General features: G+C 66.2%; 16 protein-coding genes. 6 read left to right on the top strand and 10 right to left on the bottom strand.

The features are described 5' to 3' along the window. Positions 1 to 6: 6 nt before the first annotated feature. From ybeY to hrcA, 6 genes are all read right to left on the bottom strand, one after another. The gene (gene ybeY / locus CH306_RS19330; RefSeq protein ID WP_032394543.1) at positions 7 to 549 is read right to left on the bottom strand and encodes an rRNA maturation RNase YbeY; all 543 of its coding nucleotides are present in this window, start codon (positions 547 to 549) and stop codon (positions 7 to 9) included. Positions 550 to 602: 53 nt separating this feature from the next. Next, complete coding sequence (locus CH306_RS19325) at positions 603 to 1,646, bottom strand: PhoH family protein (RefSeq protein ID WP_032394544.1); 1,044 nt, start codon at positions 1,644 to 1,646, stop codon at positions 603 to 605. Between the two features lie 93 nt (positions 1,647 to 1,739). Next, positions 1,740 to 2,495 carry an alpha/beta hydrolase family protein gene (locus tag CH306_RS19320; RefSeq protein WP_094647577.1) on the bottom strand — a complete coding sequence of 252 codons (756 nt, stop codon included), beginning with the start codon at positions 2,493 to 2,495 and terminating at the stop codon, positions 1,740 to 1,742. Further along, on the bottom strand, positions 2,492 to 3,265 hold the full coding sequence (locus CH306_RS19315) for a 16S rRNA (uracil(1498)-N(3))-methyltransferase (protein WP_094647575.1): 774 nt from the start codon (positions 3,263 to 3,265) through the stop codon (positions 2,492 to 2,494). Before CH306_RS19315 ends, CH306_RS19320 begins: the two co-directional genes overlap by 4 nt. Positions 3,266 to 3,268: 3 nt before the next feature. Then, a complete protein-coding gene (dnaJ, locus tag CH306_RS19310; RefSeq protein WP_032394547.1) occupies positions 3,269 to 4,426 on the bottom strand; it encodes a molecular chaperone DnaJ in 1,158 nt (385 codons plus the stop codon). Between the two features lie 98 nt (positions 4,427 to 4,524). Continuing rightward, positions 4,525 to 5,568 carry a heat-inducible transcriptional repressor HrcA gene (gene hrcA, locus CH306_RS19305; protein WP_027497502.1) on the bottom strand — a complete coding sequence of 348 codons (1,044 nt, stop codon included), beginning with the start codon at positions 5,566 to 5,568 and terminating at the stop codon, positions 4,525 to 4,527. A 133-nt stretch (positions 5,569 to 5,701) separates the two neighbouring features. On the opposite strand from hrcA, the gene CH306_RS19300 reads away from it, so the two are divergent. After that, the gene (locus CH306_RS19300) at positions 5,702 to 6,007 is read left to right on the top strand and encodes a type II toxin-antitoxin system VapB family antitoxin (protein ID WP_008715485.1); all 306 of its coding nucleotides are present in this window, start codon (positions 5,702 to 5,704) and stop codon (positions 6,005 to 6,007) included. 10 nt (positions 6,008 to 6,017) lie between these two features. Here CH306_RS19300 and hemW read toward each other — a convergent pair whose 3' ends face one another. Then, entirely contained in the window at positions 6,018 to 7,229 is a 1,212-nt protein-coding gene (gene hemW, locus CH306_RS19295; RefSeq protein ID WP_094647573.1) for a radical SAM family heme chaperone HemW, read from the bottom strand. 336 nt (positions 7,230 to 7,565) lie between these two features. Between hemW and CH306_RS19290 the strand changes: the two genes are divergently transcribed. The 5 genes from CH306_RS19290 to CH306_RS19270 are packed head-to-tail and all read left to right on the top strand — an operon-like array spanning position 7,566 to position 13,003. Then, positions 7,566 to 9,284: a nitrite/sulfite reductase gene (locus CH306_RS19290; RefSeq protein ID WP_032394756.1), complete on the top strand. Its 1,719-nt coding sequence runs from the start codon at positions 7,566 to 7,568 to the stop codon at positions 9,282 to 9,284. Beyond that, on the top strand, positions 9,281 to 9,991 hold the full coding sequence (locus CH306_RS19285) for a phosphoadenylyl-sulfate reductase (RefSeq protein ID WP_094647794.1): 711 nt from the start codon (positions 9,281 to 9,283) through the stop codon (positions 9,989 to 9,991). Before CH306_RS19290 ends, CH306_RS19285 begins: the two co-directional genes overlap by 4 nt. Next, complete coding sequence (gene cysD / locus CH306_RS19280) at positions 9,988 to 10,932, top strand: sulfate adenylyltransferase subunit CysD (protein ID WP_032394549.1); 945 nt, start codon at positions 9,988 to 9,990, stop codon at positions 10,930 to 10,932. The genes CH306_RS19285 and cysD overlap by 4 nt, the downstream gene beginning before the upstream one ends. Then, positions 10,932 to 12,236 (top strand): sulfate adenylyltransferase subunit 1, encoded by a 1,305-nt coding sequence (locus CH306_RS19275; protein WP_045194662.1) that lies wholly within the window; start codon positions 10,932 to 10,934, stop codon positions 12,234 to 12,236. Before cysD ends, CH306_RS19275 begins: the two co-directional genes overlap by 1 nt. Continuing rightward, positions 12,233 to 13,003 (top strand): sirohydrochlorin chelatase, encoded by a 771-nt coding sequence (locus CH306_RS19270; RefSeq protein ID WP_094647572.1) that lies wholly within the window; start codon positions 12,233 to 12,235, stop codon positions 13,001 to 13,003. Before CH306_RS19275 ends, CH306_RS19270 begins: the two co-directional genes overlap by 4 nt. Here CH306_RS19270 and CH306_RS19265 read toward each other — a convergent pair. The 3 genes from CH306_RS19265 to cysT are packed head-to-tail and all read right to left on the bottom strand — an operon-like array spanning position 12,934 to position 15,670. Continuing rightward, the gene (locus CH306_RS19265; RefSeq protein ID WP_094647570.1) at positions 12,934 to 13,980 is read right to left on the bottom strand and encodes a sulfate/molybdate ABC transporter ATP-binding protein; all 1,047 of its coding nucleotides are present in this window, start codon (positions 13,978 to 13,980) and stop codon (positions 12,934 to 12,936) included. The two genes, CH306_RS19270 and CH306_RS19265, sit on opposite strands and share 70 nt — an antisense overlap. After that, entirely contained in the window at positions 13,977 to 14,780 is an 804-nt protein-coding gene (cysW, locus tag CH306_RS19260; RefSeq protein WP_032394553.1) for a sulfate ABC transporter permease subunit CysW, read from the bottom strand. Before cysW ends, CH306_RS19265 begins: the two co-directional genes overlap by 4 nt. Further along, positions 14,777 to 15,670 (bottom strand): sulfate ABC transporter permease subunit CysT, encoded by an 894-nt coding sequence (gene cysT / locus CH306_RS19255; RefSeq protein WP_032394554.1) that lies wholly within the window; start codon positions 15,668 to 15,670, stop codon positions 14,777 to 14,779. The genes cysW and cysT overlap by 4 nt, the downstream gene beginning before the upstream one ends. Between the last annotated feature and the right edge of the window lie 2 nt (positions 15,671 to 15,672).

Here is a 15,672-nt window from a genome sequence, read left to right as displayed (position 1 = left end):
CGCAGCTCATCGATCGAGTCCATCGACGAAACCGGCCTTGCCGAGGAGCCGGGCATCGCGGGCGGCCTGTTCGGCAGCCTGTTCCGCTCGCCTTGCGTCCTCGTACCATTCGGCCAGCAGTCGGTTCTGCAGCTCGAACATTTCCTTCTCTTCGTCCGGCTCGGCGTGGTCGTAACCGAGCAGGTGCAACACACCGTGCACGGTCAGCAACGCCAACTCGTGCTCGAGCGAATGTCCCGCAGCTGCAGCCTGATCCGCGGCGAACGACGGGCACAGCACGATGTCGCCGAGCATCGCCGGTCCTGGCTCGGGCGCATCGGGACGACCGCCCGGCTCGAGCTCGTCCATCGGAAACGACATCACGTCGGTGGGGCCGGGCAGATCCATCCACCGCATGTGCAGATCGGCCATCGTGGCCGAATCCACCAGCACCATCGACAGTTCCGCGGCGGGATGCACGTCCATGCCGGCGATCGCGAACCGTGCGACCGAGACCAGCTCGGGTTCGGAGATGTCCATCCCCGACTCGTTGGACACTTCGATACTCATCTAGCCACTACCCACGCTCTCGTTGCCTGCATCTGTCGTTCCGTACGCCTGAATCATCTTCTCGCCGAACGCGGTCCACCGGTCCGCCGTTGCGCCCGATTGGGAATGACGCCTTCCGACGTCGACTCGAACCGCTCGTACGCGTCGACGATCTCCGAAACCAATCGGTGCCGCACCACGTCGCTGCTGGTCAGCTGCGCGAAGTGGATGTCGTCGACGTCGGTGAGGATCTCGGACGCCGCGCGCAGCCCGGATCGCGCGCCACCGGGAAGGTCCACCTGGGTCACGTCGCCGGTGACGACGATCTTCGACCCGAATCCGAGTCGCGTCAGGAACATCTTCATCTGCTCGGCGGTGGTGTTCTGTGCCTCGTCGAGAATGATGAATGCGTCGTTGAGCGTGCGGCCGCGCATGTAGGCGAGCGGGGCGACTTCGATGACCCCCGCCTGCATCAGCTTGGGGATCGCTTCGTCGTCCATCATGTCGTGCAACGCATCGTGCAGCGGGCGCAGGTACGGGTCGATCTTCTCGTGCAGCGTTCCGGGCAGGAAGCCGAGGCGCTCCCCCGCCTCCACTGCAGGACGCGTCAGGATGATGCGGCTGACCTGCTTGGTCTGCAATGCCTGCACGGCCTTCGCCATCGCCAGGTACGTTTTGCCGGTACCGGCCGGGCCGATGCCGAACACGATGGTGTTGGCGTCGATCGCATCGACGTACCGCTTCTGGTTCAGCGTCTTGGGCCGGATCGTCTTGCCGCGGCGCGAGAGGATGTCGAGGCTGAGCACCTCGGCCGGTGAATCCGACACGCCCTCGGTGAGCATGGCGATCGATCGGCGCACCGCATCGGGAGTCAGTGGCTGAGCACGCTTGGCCAGCGCGGCCAACTCGGAAATCACCCGTTCGGCCAGCGCCACATCCGCCACTTTTCCGGTGAGCGTCACGGCGTTTCCTCGTACGTGGATGTCTGCGGTCAGCATCTGCTCGAGCGCCCGCAGATTCTCGTCGGACTGTCCCAGCAGTGGCATCACCGCTTCGGGGGCGAGTTCCAAGGTGGACCGAACGTCACGCTCGGCGGGAAATTCGCTGTGTTCACTCACGTGGTGGCTATGGCCTGCTCTCTGGTGTCGGCTGCTCGGATGTGCACTTGCTATGGATGGAGTTTAACGCCGCAGCAACGATGCGCATTCCCATTAACCGGCGGTGGCACCGAGCACGGCGTCGAGCGAGAGCGCCCAACACCGCGAATCGGGGTTCAGGAAAGCGAAGTGGTCTTCCCCAGGCACGATCGTCAGTCGGGCGTCGTCTCCGGCGGCTCGCGCCAGCGCGACGTACCGCTCGCTCTGCGCGGCGGGCACCTGGACGTCCTCGGCCCCGTGCAGGCAGATCGTCGGGATACCGATGGGTGCACGGGCAGCAGGCGAGGCGGATCGGTACGGCGCGGGGTCGTCCTGGTACCGGGCCTGCAACAGCGCCTCGACCGCCGGGTTGGTGCGTCCCGACGCACCTCGCGGTTCGAGATCGAGAACGCCGGCCTGCGAGACGATGCGTGACGGGCGGACCTTCGTGCCGGTCTCTCCGCCGAGCCACACGGCCAGGTGCCCGCCTGCGGAGTGCCCGATCACGCGCACGTCGTCGATCCCGACCGGGGCGTGGTGCTGCAGTTCCCCCGCGACCACGTCGAGTGCTGCGGTCACGTCGGACTGCATCTCCGGCCAGTGTCCGCCTGCGCCGACGCGTCGGTACTCGATGTTCCACGCCACCGCTCCGGCTCCGGCCACGGCGCGGGCGAACTGGGTACCCAGATTGGATCCGTACTGTCCGCTCCAGAACCCGCCGTGCACCACCACGACCACCGGGGTCGTGTCGTCGACGGGTTCGGCCGGCAGGTAGAGGTGGCCGAACTGCTCCGGGTGGTCGCCGTAGGCGATCTTGATCCGTGCGCTCATGCGTTCTGGAAGTCGGGCGGCAACTGTGCCCACCGCGAGGTCAGAACCCCGAGCGCGCCGAGGGCCACCGCTCCTGCCGTCGAGGTCCGCAGCACCGTAGGGCCGAGCACGACCGGGGTTGCACCCGCCTCGGTCAGGGCGGTCACCTCTCGGTCGTCGAGGCCACCCTCGGGTCCCACGACGATCGCGACCTCGGGCACCGAGTCGAACGGCAGGTCTCGGAACGCCGAGGTGGCCGCCTCGTGCAGGACCGCCACGATTCCACCGCGCTCCACGACGCCGCGCACGAAGGCGTCGACCGCACGCGAATCGTGCAGCTCGGAGACTTCGGGGATGAATGCCCGACGCGACTGCTTGGCGGCCTCGGCCGCGGTACTCCGCCATTTCGCGACGCCCTTGGATGCCTTCGGGCCCTCCCACCGGGCGACGCATCGCGCGGACTGCCAGGGAACCACGGCGTCGACGCCTGCCTCGGTGGCCAGCTCGACGGCCAGTTCCGATCGGTCCGCCTTCGGCAATGCCTGCACCAGCGTCACCACCGGAGTGGGACGCGGCATCTCGCTACGTGCTTGGACTGTCAGCTCCAGTCGGTTCTTCTCCGCTGCGGCCACGACCGTGTCGGCCAGACCGCCCGCTCCGTCACCGAGCAGCACCCGCTCGCCGACGCGGATGCGTCGCACCGTCGCGGCGTGATGACCTTCTTTGCCGTCGAGCACCGCGACCTCGCCGACGTTCGGCAGCGGGGAGAGGTAGAAGACCGTGGGGGCCATCGATCAGCGACCGCTGAAAGCTTCCCGCAACCGCGAGAACAGGCCACCGCTGTGCGCCGAGCCGGTGGTGACCACCTCCGCCGAGTCGCGGTCGCGCATCGACCTGAGCTGTTCGAGCAGATGGGTCTGCTTGCTGTCGAGCTTGGTCGGCACGATCACCTCGAGGTGCGCGTGCAGATCGCCGCGAATGCCCGACCGCAGCTTGGGCATACCGTGACCGCGTAGCACCGTGGTCGAATTCGGTTGTGTGCCTTGCTCGATCGAGATCTCGGTGGGTCCGTCGATGATCGCGTCGACGGTGACCGAGGTGCCGAGTGCCGCGTCGACCATCGGGACGCGGACGGTGCAGTGCAGGTCGTCACCGTCGCGCACGAACACCTCGTGCTGCTGTTCGACGATCTCCACGTACAGGTCACCCGCGGGTCCGCCGCCCGGACCGACCTCGCCCTGCGAGGCCAGTCGGATCCGCATACCGTTGCTCACGCCGACCGGCACCTTGACCGAGATGTCGCGACGCGACCGGACGCGACCGTCGCCGCCGCACTTGCGGCAGGGGTCGGGGATGGTCTCGCCCGCGCCGCGGCAGGTGGGGCACGGACGGCTGGTCATGACCTGGCCGAGGAACGAGCGCTGTACCGACTGCACTTCACCGGCACCTCCGCAGGTTTCGCAGCGGACCGGCTTGGAGTCGCCGTTGGTGCCCGAGCCCGTGCACAGGTCGCACAGGATCGCCGTGTCGACGGTGATGTGCTTGGTCACGCCGGTGGCGCACTCGTCGAGGGTGAGCTTGGTACGCAGCAGCGAGTCCGCGCCCGGCTGCACACGGCCCTTGGGCCCGCGCTGGGAGCCGCCCGCGCCGCCACCGAAGAACGCTTCGAACACGTCCCCGAGGCCGCCGCCGAATCCGGCTCCACCGAAGCCACCACCGCCGCCTCCGCCGCCCTGCTGGAGCGGGTCGCCGCCGAGGTCGACGATGCGACGCTTCTCCGGATCCGAGAGCACCTCGTATGCGGTGGAGATGTCCTTGAACCGTGCCTGCGCGGCCTCGTCCGGGTTGACGTCCGGGTGCAGTTCCCGCGCCAGTTTGCGGTAGGCGCGCTTGATCTCCTGGTCCGTCGCCTGCTGGCCGACGCCCAAAGTCCCGTAATAATCCCGTGCCACGTCGTCTCTTTCGTCCTAGAAGATGAATCTCGTTCGATAGTGCTGTGTGCGGCCGCCCGCGCCCCCGCGGCCGTCGTTCGATCGGTTCTCGCTCGTCGTCAGCGTTCGGCCAGGACCTCGCCGATGTACCTGGCAACCGCGGCGACCGACGCGATTGTTCCTGGGTAGTCCATTCGGGTCGGCCCGAGAACACCCATTCCTCCGAGGACCATGCCAGCCGACCCGTACCCGGTGGAAATCACCGACGTTCCGCGCATCTCCTCGACCTGCGTTTCCTCGCCGATCCGCACCGTCACCGTTCGGGTGTCCTGTGTCACGGCGAGCAGCTTGAGCACCACCACTTGCTCTTCCAGTGCCTCGAGTACCGCTCTGAGCGACCCGGGAAACCCCGCGTCGCCCGCGAAGTCCGCGGCGTTGCGCGTCAGGTTCGCCGTGCCGCCGAGTACCAGGCGTTCCTCGGGGTGCTCGACGAGTGATTCCACCAGCACCGTTGCCGATCGAATCATCGCGTCGCGCAGCGCGGGCGGGGCGTTCTCGGCGAGTTCGGCCACCGCAGCCGACGCCGCCGCCAGCCGCTTGCCTTCCAGCGCACCACCGAGGAGACGCCGCAGCTGAGCCAAGTTCTCGTCGTCGATCACGTCACCGAGTTCGACGATGCGCTGATCGACTCGACCGGAGTCGGTGATGAGCACCAGCAGCAGCCGGGCCGGGGTGAGCGCCACCACTTCCAGGTGGCGCACCGAGGACGCCGACAGCGTGGGGTACTGCACCACGGCCACCTGGCGGGTCAACTGGGCCAGTAATCGAACGCCGCGTCGCAACACGTCGTCCAGGTCGACGCCGTTCTCGAGAAACTCCAGGATGGCGCGACGTTCGGCAGCAGACAGTGGCTTGACGTCGGCTATCCGGTCGACGAACTGCCGATAGCCCTTGTCGGTCGGCACCCGACCGGAGCTGGTGTGCGGCTGGGCGATGTAGCCCTCGGCCTCGAGCACAGCCATGTCGTTGCGCACCGTTGCACTGGACACTCCCAGGTTGTGGCGCTCGACCAGCGCACGCGAACCGACGGGTTCCTGGGTGGACACGTAGTCCGCCACGATCGCTCGTAGAACCTCGAACCGCCTGTCGTCGGTGCTCGACATCGGTGCCCACCTCCGTTCTCGTTTCCAATCGTCGCTCGAGTCTAGTAGCCGGCGAACACATGCTCGTGCAAGGCCTTACTGTGGTCCGAGTGGAAACGTTCTTTCGATTCGGTCCAGCGGCTCGAGGCTCGCGATGATCTTCAAGGGTGTTCGTGACGGAAAGCCGTACCCCGAGCACGGCCTGTCCATCCGAGACTGGTCGAGAATCCCGCCGCGCCAGCTCCGCCTGGACGAGATCGTCACCACCACCAAGGTGCTCGAGCTGGACAGATTGCTGTCCGAGGACTCCACCTTCTACGGCGATCTGTTTCCCCACGCGGTGCAGTTCCGCGGCGTCATCTATCTCGAGGACGGCTTGCACCGCGCTGTGCGTGCGGCACTGAGAAATCGAACTGTGTTGCACGCCAGGGTGTTCGACTACGACGCCCTCGGAGCCTGAGCCAGGTTTTTCAGGCGGCTGCGATGGTGCGCACCACCGCGTCGGCCAGCAATCTGCCCCGGTCGGTCAGCACGAGATGGTCACCCCGGGCCACCATCAACCCGTCCGCGACGGTCTGCTCGGCAGCGACGCGCTCTGCCGGCCCCAGCAGAGTTCTCGGCACTCCCGAGCGGAGCCGCACGGTCAACATCAGCTCCTCGAGGTGTCGATCCTCGGCGCTGAGCAGTTCGCTGCCCAGCACCGGTAGGTGACCTGCGGCGAGGCGATCGGAGTATGCGGCCGGGTGCTTGACGTTCCAGAACCGGGTGCCGCCGATGTGACTGTGTGCACCGGGTCCCGCGCCCCACCAGTCGCCGCCGTCCCAGTAGCCGATGTTGTGGCGGCACTGCGCTGCGGCGTCGGTGGCCCAGTTCGACACCTCGTACCAGGACAGGCCTGCGGCGCTCAACGCCGTGTCGATGCGCTCGTATCGGCTCGCCAGTACGTCGTCGTCGGGGGCAGGCAGCTCACCTCGACGAACCTTGCGGGCCATGGCGGTGCCGTCCTCGACGATCAGCGCGTAGGCCGAGACGTGGTCGACACCGGCGTCGAGAACCGCGGCGAGAGACTGGTCCAGGTCACTGTCACGCTCGCCCGGGGTGCCGTAGATGAGGTCGAGATTGACGTGCTCGAATCCCGCCGCACGTGCTTCCTTGGCTGCGGCGACCGCGCGACCGGGCGTGTGCGTGCGATCGAGCACGGCGAGCACGTGTGGCGCAGCGGACTGCATTCCGAGCGAGATACGAGTGAAGCCCGCATCACGGAGCCGGACGAAGAATCGAGGCGACGTCGATTCGGGGTTGGATTCCGTGGTCACCTCGCCGCCGTCGGTCAGGCCGAAGCTGGACCGCACCGCCCCCAGGACGTCGGCCAACCCGTCGCCCCCGAGCAATGACGGCGTGCCACCGCCGACGAAGACGGTGTCTGCCGTCGGAACGCGGCCCGTACCGGCCCGGATCAGCCCGGCAGCGATGTCCAACTCACGTCGCAGGCCCTCCAACCAGGACTGCGGTGACGCCGACGTTCCCAGTTCACCGGCCGTGTAGGTGTTGAAGTCGCAGTACCCACATCGAGTGGCGCAGAACGGGACGTGCACGTAGATCCCGAATGCGCGGTCCCCCACCCCGTCGAATGCCTCGGTCGGCAGCTCGAAGGTGGACGGGACGGGTAGGACGGTATTCACGCCCTCCAGTGTCCCAGAGTCCAGGCCCACCCGATCCCACTCGCCCTGCCAGCCTATTTACCCCGAAATCGGGGTAAATAGCTGCCGCCGTCGTCCGTCGCCGCGATGACGTGGCACAATGGCTCCCGTGACCGACTCAGGAATTCGACTCGTGGCGCGCCGCCACGTCGATCTCGGCCGTGTCTGCAGCGCGTCGTGTCGACACACGACCGGCTGCTGACCAGCCCTCCTTCGAGCACGTCCATTCGATCCACCGGTTTCCCGCTGTCGTCGAAAGCGCAGATGTCCGCGGTTTCGTCCCGGTTACCGGCCAGCACAAAGATGCAGGAGCAATGCATGTCGTCGACCAGCGACGCGACCACCGACGCTGTCCCCGCCACACCACGGGAGCGCACGCCGCGGCCGACCAAGCGTCGGGCCGAGGGTCAGTGGGCACTGGGTTACCGGGAGCCACTGAACGCCAACGAGCAGTCCAAGAAGGACGACAACCCGCTCAACGTGCGCGCCCGCATCGAGAACATCTACTCCAAGCAGGGTTTCGACAGCATCGACAAGGGCGATCTTCGCGGCCGTTTCCGGTGGTGGGGCCTCTACACCCAGCGCGAACAGGGCTACGACGGCACGTTCACCGGTGACGACAACATCGATCTGCTCGAGGCCAAGTACTTCATGATGCGCATTCGCTGCGACGCGGGCGCGCTGAATCTCGAGCAGCTTCGCACACTGGCGCAGATCTCCCAGGACTTCGGCCGCGACACCGCCGACCTCTCCGATCGGGAGAACGTGCAGTTCCACTGGATCGAGGTGGAGAACGTCCCCGAGATCTGGCGTCGAATCGAAGCGGTCGGCCTGAAGACCACCGAAGCGTGCGGCGACTGCCCCCGTGTCGTTCTCGGCTCCCCGCTCGCAGGCGAGGCCGTCGACGAGATCCTCGACCCCACCTCCGCCATCGACGAGATCGTCGAGCGCTACATCGGCAAGCCCGAGTACTCCAATCTGCCGCGCAAGTTCAAGACGGCGATCTCCGGCCTGCAGGACGTGGTGCACGAGATCAACGACTGCGCCTTCGTCGGCGTGGTGCATCCCGAGCACGGACCGGGTCTGGACCTGTGGGTCGGCGGCGGACTGTCCACCAACCCCATGCTCGCGCAGCGCGTCGGCGTCTGGGTCCCGCTCGAGGACGTTCCCGATGTGTGGGAGGGCGTCGTCTCGATCTTCCGCGACTACGGATACCGCCGGCTTCGCACCAAGGCGCGCCTGAAGTTCCTCATCAAGGACTGGGGCATCGAGAAGTTCCGCCAGGTCCTCGAAGACGAGTACCTGCACCGCAAGCTCATCGACGGCCCGGCTCCCGAGAAGCCCGCTCGGCCCCGCGACCACGTCGGCATCCAGAAGCTCAAGAACGGCCTCAACGCCGTCGGCGTGGCACCCATCGCGGGGCGTGTCTCGGGCACTGTCCTCGCCGCCGTCGCCGACGCTGCCGAGAAGGCCGGATCGGATCGCGTGCGATTCACGCCGTACCAGAAGCTGATCGTGCTCGACGTTCCCGACGAGACGCTCGAACAGCTGATCTCCGATCTCGATGCGCTGGGCCTTCCTGCCCGGCCGTCGCACTGGCGCAAGAACCTGATGGCCTGCAGCGGCATCGAGTTCTGCAAGCTCTCGTTCGCCGAAACCCGCAAGCGTTCACAGGTTCTGGTGCCGGAGCTCGAAGAGCGCCTGTCCGACATCAACAGTCGACTCGATGTTCCGATCACGATCAACATCAACGGCTGCCCCAACTCGTGCGCGCGGTCGCAGATCGCGGACATCGGCTTCAAGGGGCAGTTGGTCGACGACGGAGCCGGGAATCAGATCGAGGGTTTCCAGGTTCATCTCGGAGGCAGCCTCGGTCTGGACAGTGCGTTCGGCCGAAAGTTGCGCCAGCACAAGGTGAACAGCTCCGAGCTGGGAGATTACATCGACAGAGTGGTGCGCAATTTCGACAAGCACCGCGAGGACGGCGAACGGTTCGCTCAGTGGGCCGTGCGAGCAGACGAGGCGGATTTGCGATGAGTACCAGGCTGAATTTGACGGTGGAGGAACTGAAGGACATCGCCGAGCGCGGTGCCCGCGAACTCGACGGGGCGAGCCCACTGGAACTGCTGCAGTGGACCGAGGACACCTTCGGTAACGACTTCATCGTTGCCTCCAACATGCAGGATGGGGTTCTCGTTCACCTCGCTGCACAGGTTCACCCGGGTGTGGACGTGCTGTTCCTCGACACCGGCTACCACTTCGCCGAGACCATCGGAACGCGTGACGCCGTCGAGGCCGTCTACGGCGTCAACGTCGTCAATGCCCGCGCCGAGAAGACTGTCGCCGAACAGGATTCGATCGAGGGCAAGGACCTGTTCGCCCGCGAGCCCAACCGGTGCTGCGCGATGCGCAAGGTCGCACCCTTGAAGAAGGAACTGGCGAACTACAGCGCCTGGGTCACCGGTATCCGGCGAGTGGAGGCCCCCACCCGTGCCAACGCTCCGCTGATCTCGTTCGACGACGCCTTCGGCCTGGTCAAGATCAACCCGATCGCACCATGGTCGGACGAGCAGACGCAGGCCTACATCGACGAGCATTCGATTCTGGTCAATCCCCTCGTCGACGAGGGCTATCCGTCCATCGGGTGCGCACCGTGCACCGTCAAACCTGCCCCCGGAGCCGACCCGCGCAGCGGTCGTTGGGCCGGCAAGGCCAAGACCGAATGTGGGTTGCACGCCTCATGACACTCGACCTCACCTCGGCAACCGTCGGTCGAACCCATCTCGATGCAGATCGGTTCGACACCCTCGACGCACTCGAATCCGAGGCCATCCACATCTTCCGCGAGGTGGCGGGCGAGTTCGAGCGCCCCGTCATCCTGTTCTCCGGCGGCAAGGACTCGACCGTTCTGCTGCACCTGGCGATCAAGGCGTTCTGGCCCGCTCCCCTGCCGTTCGCGCTGCTCCACGTCGACACCGGCCACAACCTGCAGGAGGTGCTGGACTTCCGCGATCACGTGGTCGCCAAGTACAACCTGCGCCTGCACGTGGCCAGCGTCGAGGAGTACCTCGCCGACGGACGCCTCACCGAGCGTCCCGACGGCATCCGCAACCCGCTGCAGACCGTGCCTCTTCTCGACGCGATCTCCGAGAACCGGTTCGATGCCGTGTTCGGTGGTGCTCGACGCGACGAGGAACGCGCCCGCGCCAAGGAACGAATCTTCTCGCTGCGCAACGCATTCGGCCAATGGGAGCCCAAGAAGCAGCGCCCCGAACTGTGGAACCTGTACAACGGCAAGCACTCTCCCGGCGAGCAGGTGCGTGTGTTCCCGCTCAGCAACTTCACCGAACTCGATATCTGGCGCTACATCGCCCGTGACGATGTGGAGTTGGCCAGCATCTACTACGCCCACCAGCGCCCGGTGTATCAGCGCGACGGCATGTGGATGACGCCCGGCGTCTGGGGCGGACCGGCCGAGGGCGAAGAGCTGCAGACCCTGTCGGTGCGCTACCGCACCGTCGGCGACGGATCCACCACCGGTGCCGTGCTGTCCGAGGCCGCCGACAACCAGGCAATCCTCGCCGAAGTAGCGGCGTCACGACTGACCGAACGCGGAGCCACCCGCGGAGACGACCGCGTCTCCGAGGCTGCCATGGAAGATCGCAAACGAGAAGGATACTTCTGATGAGCAGCACGGGAACGCAACTTCTTCGCCTCGCCACCGCAGGTAGCGTCGACGACGGTAAGTCGACCCTCGTCGGACGGCTGTTGTACGACACCAAATCCGTTCTGGCAGACCAGATCGATGCCGTCACACGGGCCTCGGTGGACAAGGGACTGGCGACACCGGACCTGTCGCTGCTCGTCGACGGCCTACGCGCCGAGCGCGAACAGGGCATCACCATCGACGTCGCCTACCGCTACTTCGCGACGCCGCACCGCTCCTTCGTGCTCGCCGATACCCCCGGCCACGTGCAGTACACCCGCAACACCGTCTCCGGCGCGTCGACGGCTCAGCTGGTCATCCTTCTGGTCGATGCCCGAAAGGGTGTCATCACCCAGACTCGTAGGCACGCAGCGGTTCTCGCCCTGCTCGGCGTTCCGCGCCTGGTGCTCGCGGTCAACAAGATCGATCTGGTCGAGGACCCAGCAACCGTGTTCGCCGAGATCTCGGCCGAGTTCAACTCGCTGACCTCCTCGCTCGGGTGGTCCAGCGAGGACGTCATCGAGATCCCGGTGTCCGCACTGCACGGCGACAACGTCGCGGTGAAGTCCGACAAGACCCCGTACTACGACGGTCCGACCCTCATCGAGCACCTCGAGTCGGTTCCGGTCGATGCCGAACCGCACCGGGTCGGTCTACGTTTCCCCGTGCAATACGTGATCCGGCCCCGCACCGCGGAATTCCCGGATTATCGCGGATACGCAGGGCAGGTCGCAGCGGGCTCCGTCGACGTCGGCGACGAGGTCGTCATCCTGCCCTCCGGCACCCGAACCACAGTCGAGCGCATCGACACCGCCGACGGCGAGTTGCGTACCGCTCATGCCGGACGCAGCGTCACCCTCGTCCTGGCCGACGACGTCGACGTCTCCCGCGGCGACACCATCGCCTCACCACAGGATGCGCCCGAGCCGATCGGCGACTTCGAGGCCACTGTGTGCTGGCTCGCCGAGAAGCCGCTTCGCCCGGGTGCTCGTCTGTTGCTCAAGCACGGCACTCGCACCACCCAGGCCATCGTCGGAACACTGGTCGAACGGTTCGACGAGCAGGAGCTCATCGCGCACGAAGGACCGGAGTCGTTGGAGCTCAACGAGATCGGCCGCATCTCCGTGCGCGTCGCCGAGCCGATCGTGGCGGACGACTACGCCGTCAACAGGCACACGGGCAGCTTCCTGCTGATCGATCCGGCCGGTGGCAACACGTTGGCTGCCGGACTCGTGGGTAACGCTCTGGCTGCCGTCGAGCTGGGGTCGGCAGTTCCGGCGTGAGCGCACTGATCGCGGTTGCCCACGGCAGCCGTGACCCGCGTTCGAGCGCAGCGGTCCACCGCGCCGTCGACGTCCTGCGTCGGCGGCGACCGGACCTGGACGTGCGTGTCGCGTTTCTCGATCTTTCCGAGCCCCGCGTCGATCAAGTGGTCGACGACCTGGCCGCTGCCGGTCACAGCCGCATCGTCGCCGTTCCGATGTTGCTGGGCAAGGCTTTCCACGCGAAAGTCGATCTGCCCGAGCTGTTGGACGCAGCGAGGACGCGACACCCTCTCGTGTCGATCAGGCAGGCCGAGGTTCTGGGAGACGACCGACTCCTCATCGAGGCGGTCCGTGATCGGATCGCCGATACCGGTGTCGGAGTCTCCGATTCGACGGTCGGCATCGCCCTGGCCGCCGTCGGCTCCTCGGTGGCGCCGGCGAATCAGCGCACCCGTGTGATCGCACAGAAGCTGGTCGCCGGAACGCACTGGGCCGGAGCCGTGACCTGCTTCGCCACGTCGGTCTCCCCGTCCCCCACCGACGCGATCACACAGCTGCGCGCACTGGGAGCCGACCGCATCGTCGTGGCACCCTGGTTCCTGGCCCCGGGACTGCTCACCGACCGGATCGAAGCGTCGGTGGCAGGCCTACCGAACGTGGTGCACGCCGAGGTCATCGGCGCGCACCCGGCCGTGGCCGAACTGGCGTCGCGCCGCTACGACTCCACCGTCGCACGCGAGTCGGTGGCGTCGGCGATCGTGGGCACACGGGTGGCTCGTACGTAGACGGTCTCGCCCTCGCGAAGGCCGAGAGCCTCGCTGTCTCCGCGGGTGATCTGGGCCGCGAACAGTTCACCGGTGGCCGCGTTCTTCAATTCGACCTTCACCTCGAAGCCGAGGTGCACCACCCGCTCGACGACGGCACGCGTCACACCGGCCGATTCGGCCGTCCCGCTCGCCTGAGCCTGCGCCAACGACGGGTCGCGTCCGACGCGAATGTCGTGCGGCCGCACCAGAAGTCCGTTGAGCCTGGCCACCTGACCGAGGAACGACATCACGAAGTTGTTGGCCGGGCGATCGTAGAGATCCTCCGGGGTGCCGACCTGTTCGATTCTGCCCTTGTTCAGCACCGCGATCCGATCGGCGACGTCGAGCGCCTCCTCCTGATCGTGGGTCACCAGCACGGTGGTGACGTGGACCTCGTCGTGCAGCCGACGCAGCCACGTCCGCAGATCGGCACGCACCTTCGCGTCGAGCGCGCCGAAGGGCTCGTCGAGCAGCAGCACCTGCGGGTCGACGGCGAGAGCGCGAGCCAGTGCCATGCGCTGGCGTTGTCCACCGGACAGCTGCGCCGGGTAGCGGGTCTGGAAACCGGCCAGCCCGACGATCTCGAGCAACTCGTCGACCTTCTTGGCGATCTCGGCCTTGGGCCGCTTGCGAATCTGAAGGCCGAACGCGACGTTGTCACGCACCGTCAGGTGTTTGAACGCCGCGTAGTGCTGGAAGACGAATCCGATCTCGCGGCGCTGCGGACTCACCCACGTCACGTCCTGGCCTGCGAGCACCACTCGACCGGAGTCGAGCTGCTCGAGTCCGGCGATGGAGCGGAGCAGAGTGGACTTGCCCGAACCACTGGGTCCGAGCAGCGCCGTCAGCGATCCCTTGGGAATGTCGATGCTGACGTTGTCGAGCGCGGCGAAATCGCCGTAGTGCTTGTTGCCGCCAACGACGGAGATCTCGATCTCGGGGGATGCCTCGGTCATTGTTTCGTCCTCTTCTTGTCGAGGGCAGTCATCAACAGCAGCACGATGACGGCGATCGCCATGAGCAGTGTGGACGCGGCGTACGCGCCCTGTTGGTTGAAGTCCTCGTATCGTGAATTGACCAGCAGCGTCAGTGTTTGAGAGATGCCGGGCAGGTTGGTCGAGACCATGATGACGGCACCGAACTCGCCGAGCGAACGCGCGACGGTGAGTACGACACCGTAGGTCAGGCCCCACCGGATCGCCGGAAGAGTGATGCGCCAGAACGTCTGCCACGACGACGCACCCAGCGTCGAGGCGGCCTCTTCCTGCTCCTCACCGATCTCGTAGAGCACGGGTTCGACCTCGCGCACGACGAACGGAAGCGTGACGAAGATCGTCGCGATGACCATGCCGGGAAGTGCGAAGATGACCTTGAAGCCGAGGCTCTCGACGCCACCGAACCATCCGTTGGCTCCCCACAACAGGATCAGCGCAACGCCCGTGATGATCGGCGACACCGCGAACGGAAGATCGACGACGGCTTCGAGTACGCCCTTGCCGCGGAACCGTCCTCGCACGAGCGCCAATGCAGTGATCACGCCGAACACGATGTTGATCGGAACCACTATCGCGACGATGAGCAGAGACAACTGCAGGGCGGATTGAGCTGCAGGCGTGGTGATCTGCTCGAAGAACGTCACCACGCCGTTCTCGAAGGTGCGATAGAGAATTGCCCCGAGGGGGAACAGCACCAGAACGGCGAGGTAGAGCAGAGCCACGGTGCGCAGCGTCAACTTGATCGGCAGGCCGATTTTCACGAGATCTGCTCCTCACGTCGGGCCAGGCGATTGCCCACCACGCGAAGTACGAACAACACTGCGAACGCGATCGCCAACAGCACCACCGAGATCGCGGCGGCATCGGTGGGCCGGTCGTATTCGATGAGTTCGCGGATGTACTGCGACGCCACCTGCGTGTCGTTCGGGATGTTGCCTCCGATGAGCACCACCGATCCGAATTCGCCGATCGCTCGGGCGAACGCGAGACCTCCTCCCGACAGCACGGCGGGCAACAGCACCGGCAGCACGATGCGTCGGAAGATGGTCCAGTTGTTCGCACCCAGTGAGGCGGCCGCCTCCTCGACGTCCTTGTCCAGCTCGATCAGCACCGGTTGCACCGCACGCACCACGAACGGCAACGTCACGAACAGCAGCGCGACGATCACCGCGGGCTTGGTTGCGTTGAACACCAATCCGATCGGACTCGCCGGTCCGTAGAGAGACAGCAACACCAGGCTGGCCACGATGGTCGGCAGCGCGAACGGCAGATCGATCAGGGCGTTGACGAATCGCTTACCCGGGAATTCGTCCCGCACCAGGACCCACGCGATGAGGGTTCCCAGGAACAGATTGATCACCGCCGCTGCGACGGACACCAGGAGGGTGACCTTGAACGTGGCCAGTGCACGCGGCACGGTGACCGCATCCCAGAAGCCGGCCAGACCGCCGTCGAACGACTGAACCGTCAATGCTGCCAACGGAAGCAGCACGATCACGCTGAGCCACAACACGGCGACTCCGAGGCCGAACGGCCCCACCGATCCCGGACCCCTGAACTTTCGGCCTTCCCGCCCGGCACGAAACCGTGGTCTCGTGCCGGGCGAGACGGTCGAACCCGCAGCTGCGGCTTCGGTGGTCGAAGATGACATCG

The organism is Rhodococcus sp. 15-725-2-2b (assembly GCF_002259075.1).
In the GTDB taxonomy this organism is placed as follows: domain Bacteria; phylum Actinomycetota; class Actinomycetes; order Mycobacteriales; family Mycobacteriaceae; genus Rhodococcoides.
The sequence above is the reverse complement of the archived record's forward strand: the minus strand, read 5'-3'. Positions and strand labels throughout refer to the sequence as shown.

What these genes read in the sequence shown, in the direction of transcription:
- hrcA (WP_027497502.1), bottom strand. Translation starts at nt 5,568, where the DNA reads ATGTCGAGCACCGACGACAGGCGGTTCGAGGTTCTACGAGCGATCGTG.
- ybeY (WP_032394543.1), bottom strand. Translation starts at nt 549, where the DNA reads ATGAGTATCGAAGTGTCCAACGAGTCGGGGATGGACATCTCCGAACCC.
- cysT (WP_032394554.1), bottom strand. Translation starts at nt 15,670, where the DNA reads ATGTCATCTTCGACCACCGAAGCCGCAGCTGCGGGTTCGACCGTCTCG.
- CH306_RS19275 (WP_045194662.1), top strand. Translation starts at nt 10,932, where the DNA reads ATGAGCAGCACGGGAACGCAACTTCTTCGCCTCGCCACCGCAGGTAGC.
- CH306_RS19320 (WP_094647577.1), bottom strand. Translation starts at nt 2,495, where the DNA reads ATGAGCGCACGGATCAAGATCGCCTACGGCGACCACCCGGAGCAGTTC.
- CH306_RS19265 (WP_094647570.1), bottom strand. Translation starts at nt 13,980, where the DNA reads ATGACCGAGGCATCCCCCGAGATCGAGATCTCCGTCGTTGGCGGCAAC.
- cysD (WP_032394549.1), top strand. Translation starts at nt 9,988, where the DNA reads ATGACACTCGACCTCACCTCGGCAACCGTCGGTCGAACCCATCTCGAT.
- CH306_RS19285 (WP_094647794.1), top strand. Translation starts at nt 9,281, where the DNA reads ATGAGTACCAGGCTGAATTTGACGGTGGAGGAACTGAAGGACATCGCC.
- CH306_RS19300 (WP_008715485.1), top strand. Translation starts at nt 5,702, where the DNA reads ATGATCTTCAAGGGTGTTCGTGACGGAAAGCCGTACCCCGAGCACGGC.
- CH306_RS19315 (WP_094647575.1), bottom strand. Translation starts at nt 3,265, where the DNA reads ATGGCCCCCACGGTCTTCTACCTCTCCCCGCTGCCGAACGTCGGCGAG.
- CH306_RS19290 (WP_032394756.1), top strand. Translation starts at nt 7,566, where the DNA reads ATGTCGTCGACCAGCGACGCGACCACCGACGCTGTCCCCGCCACACCA.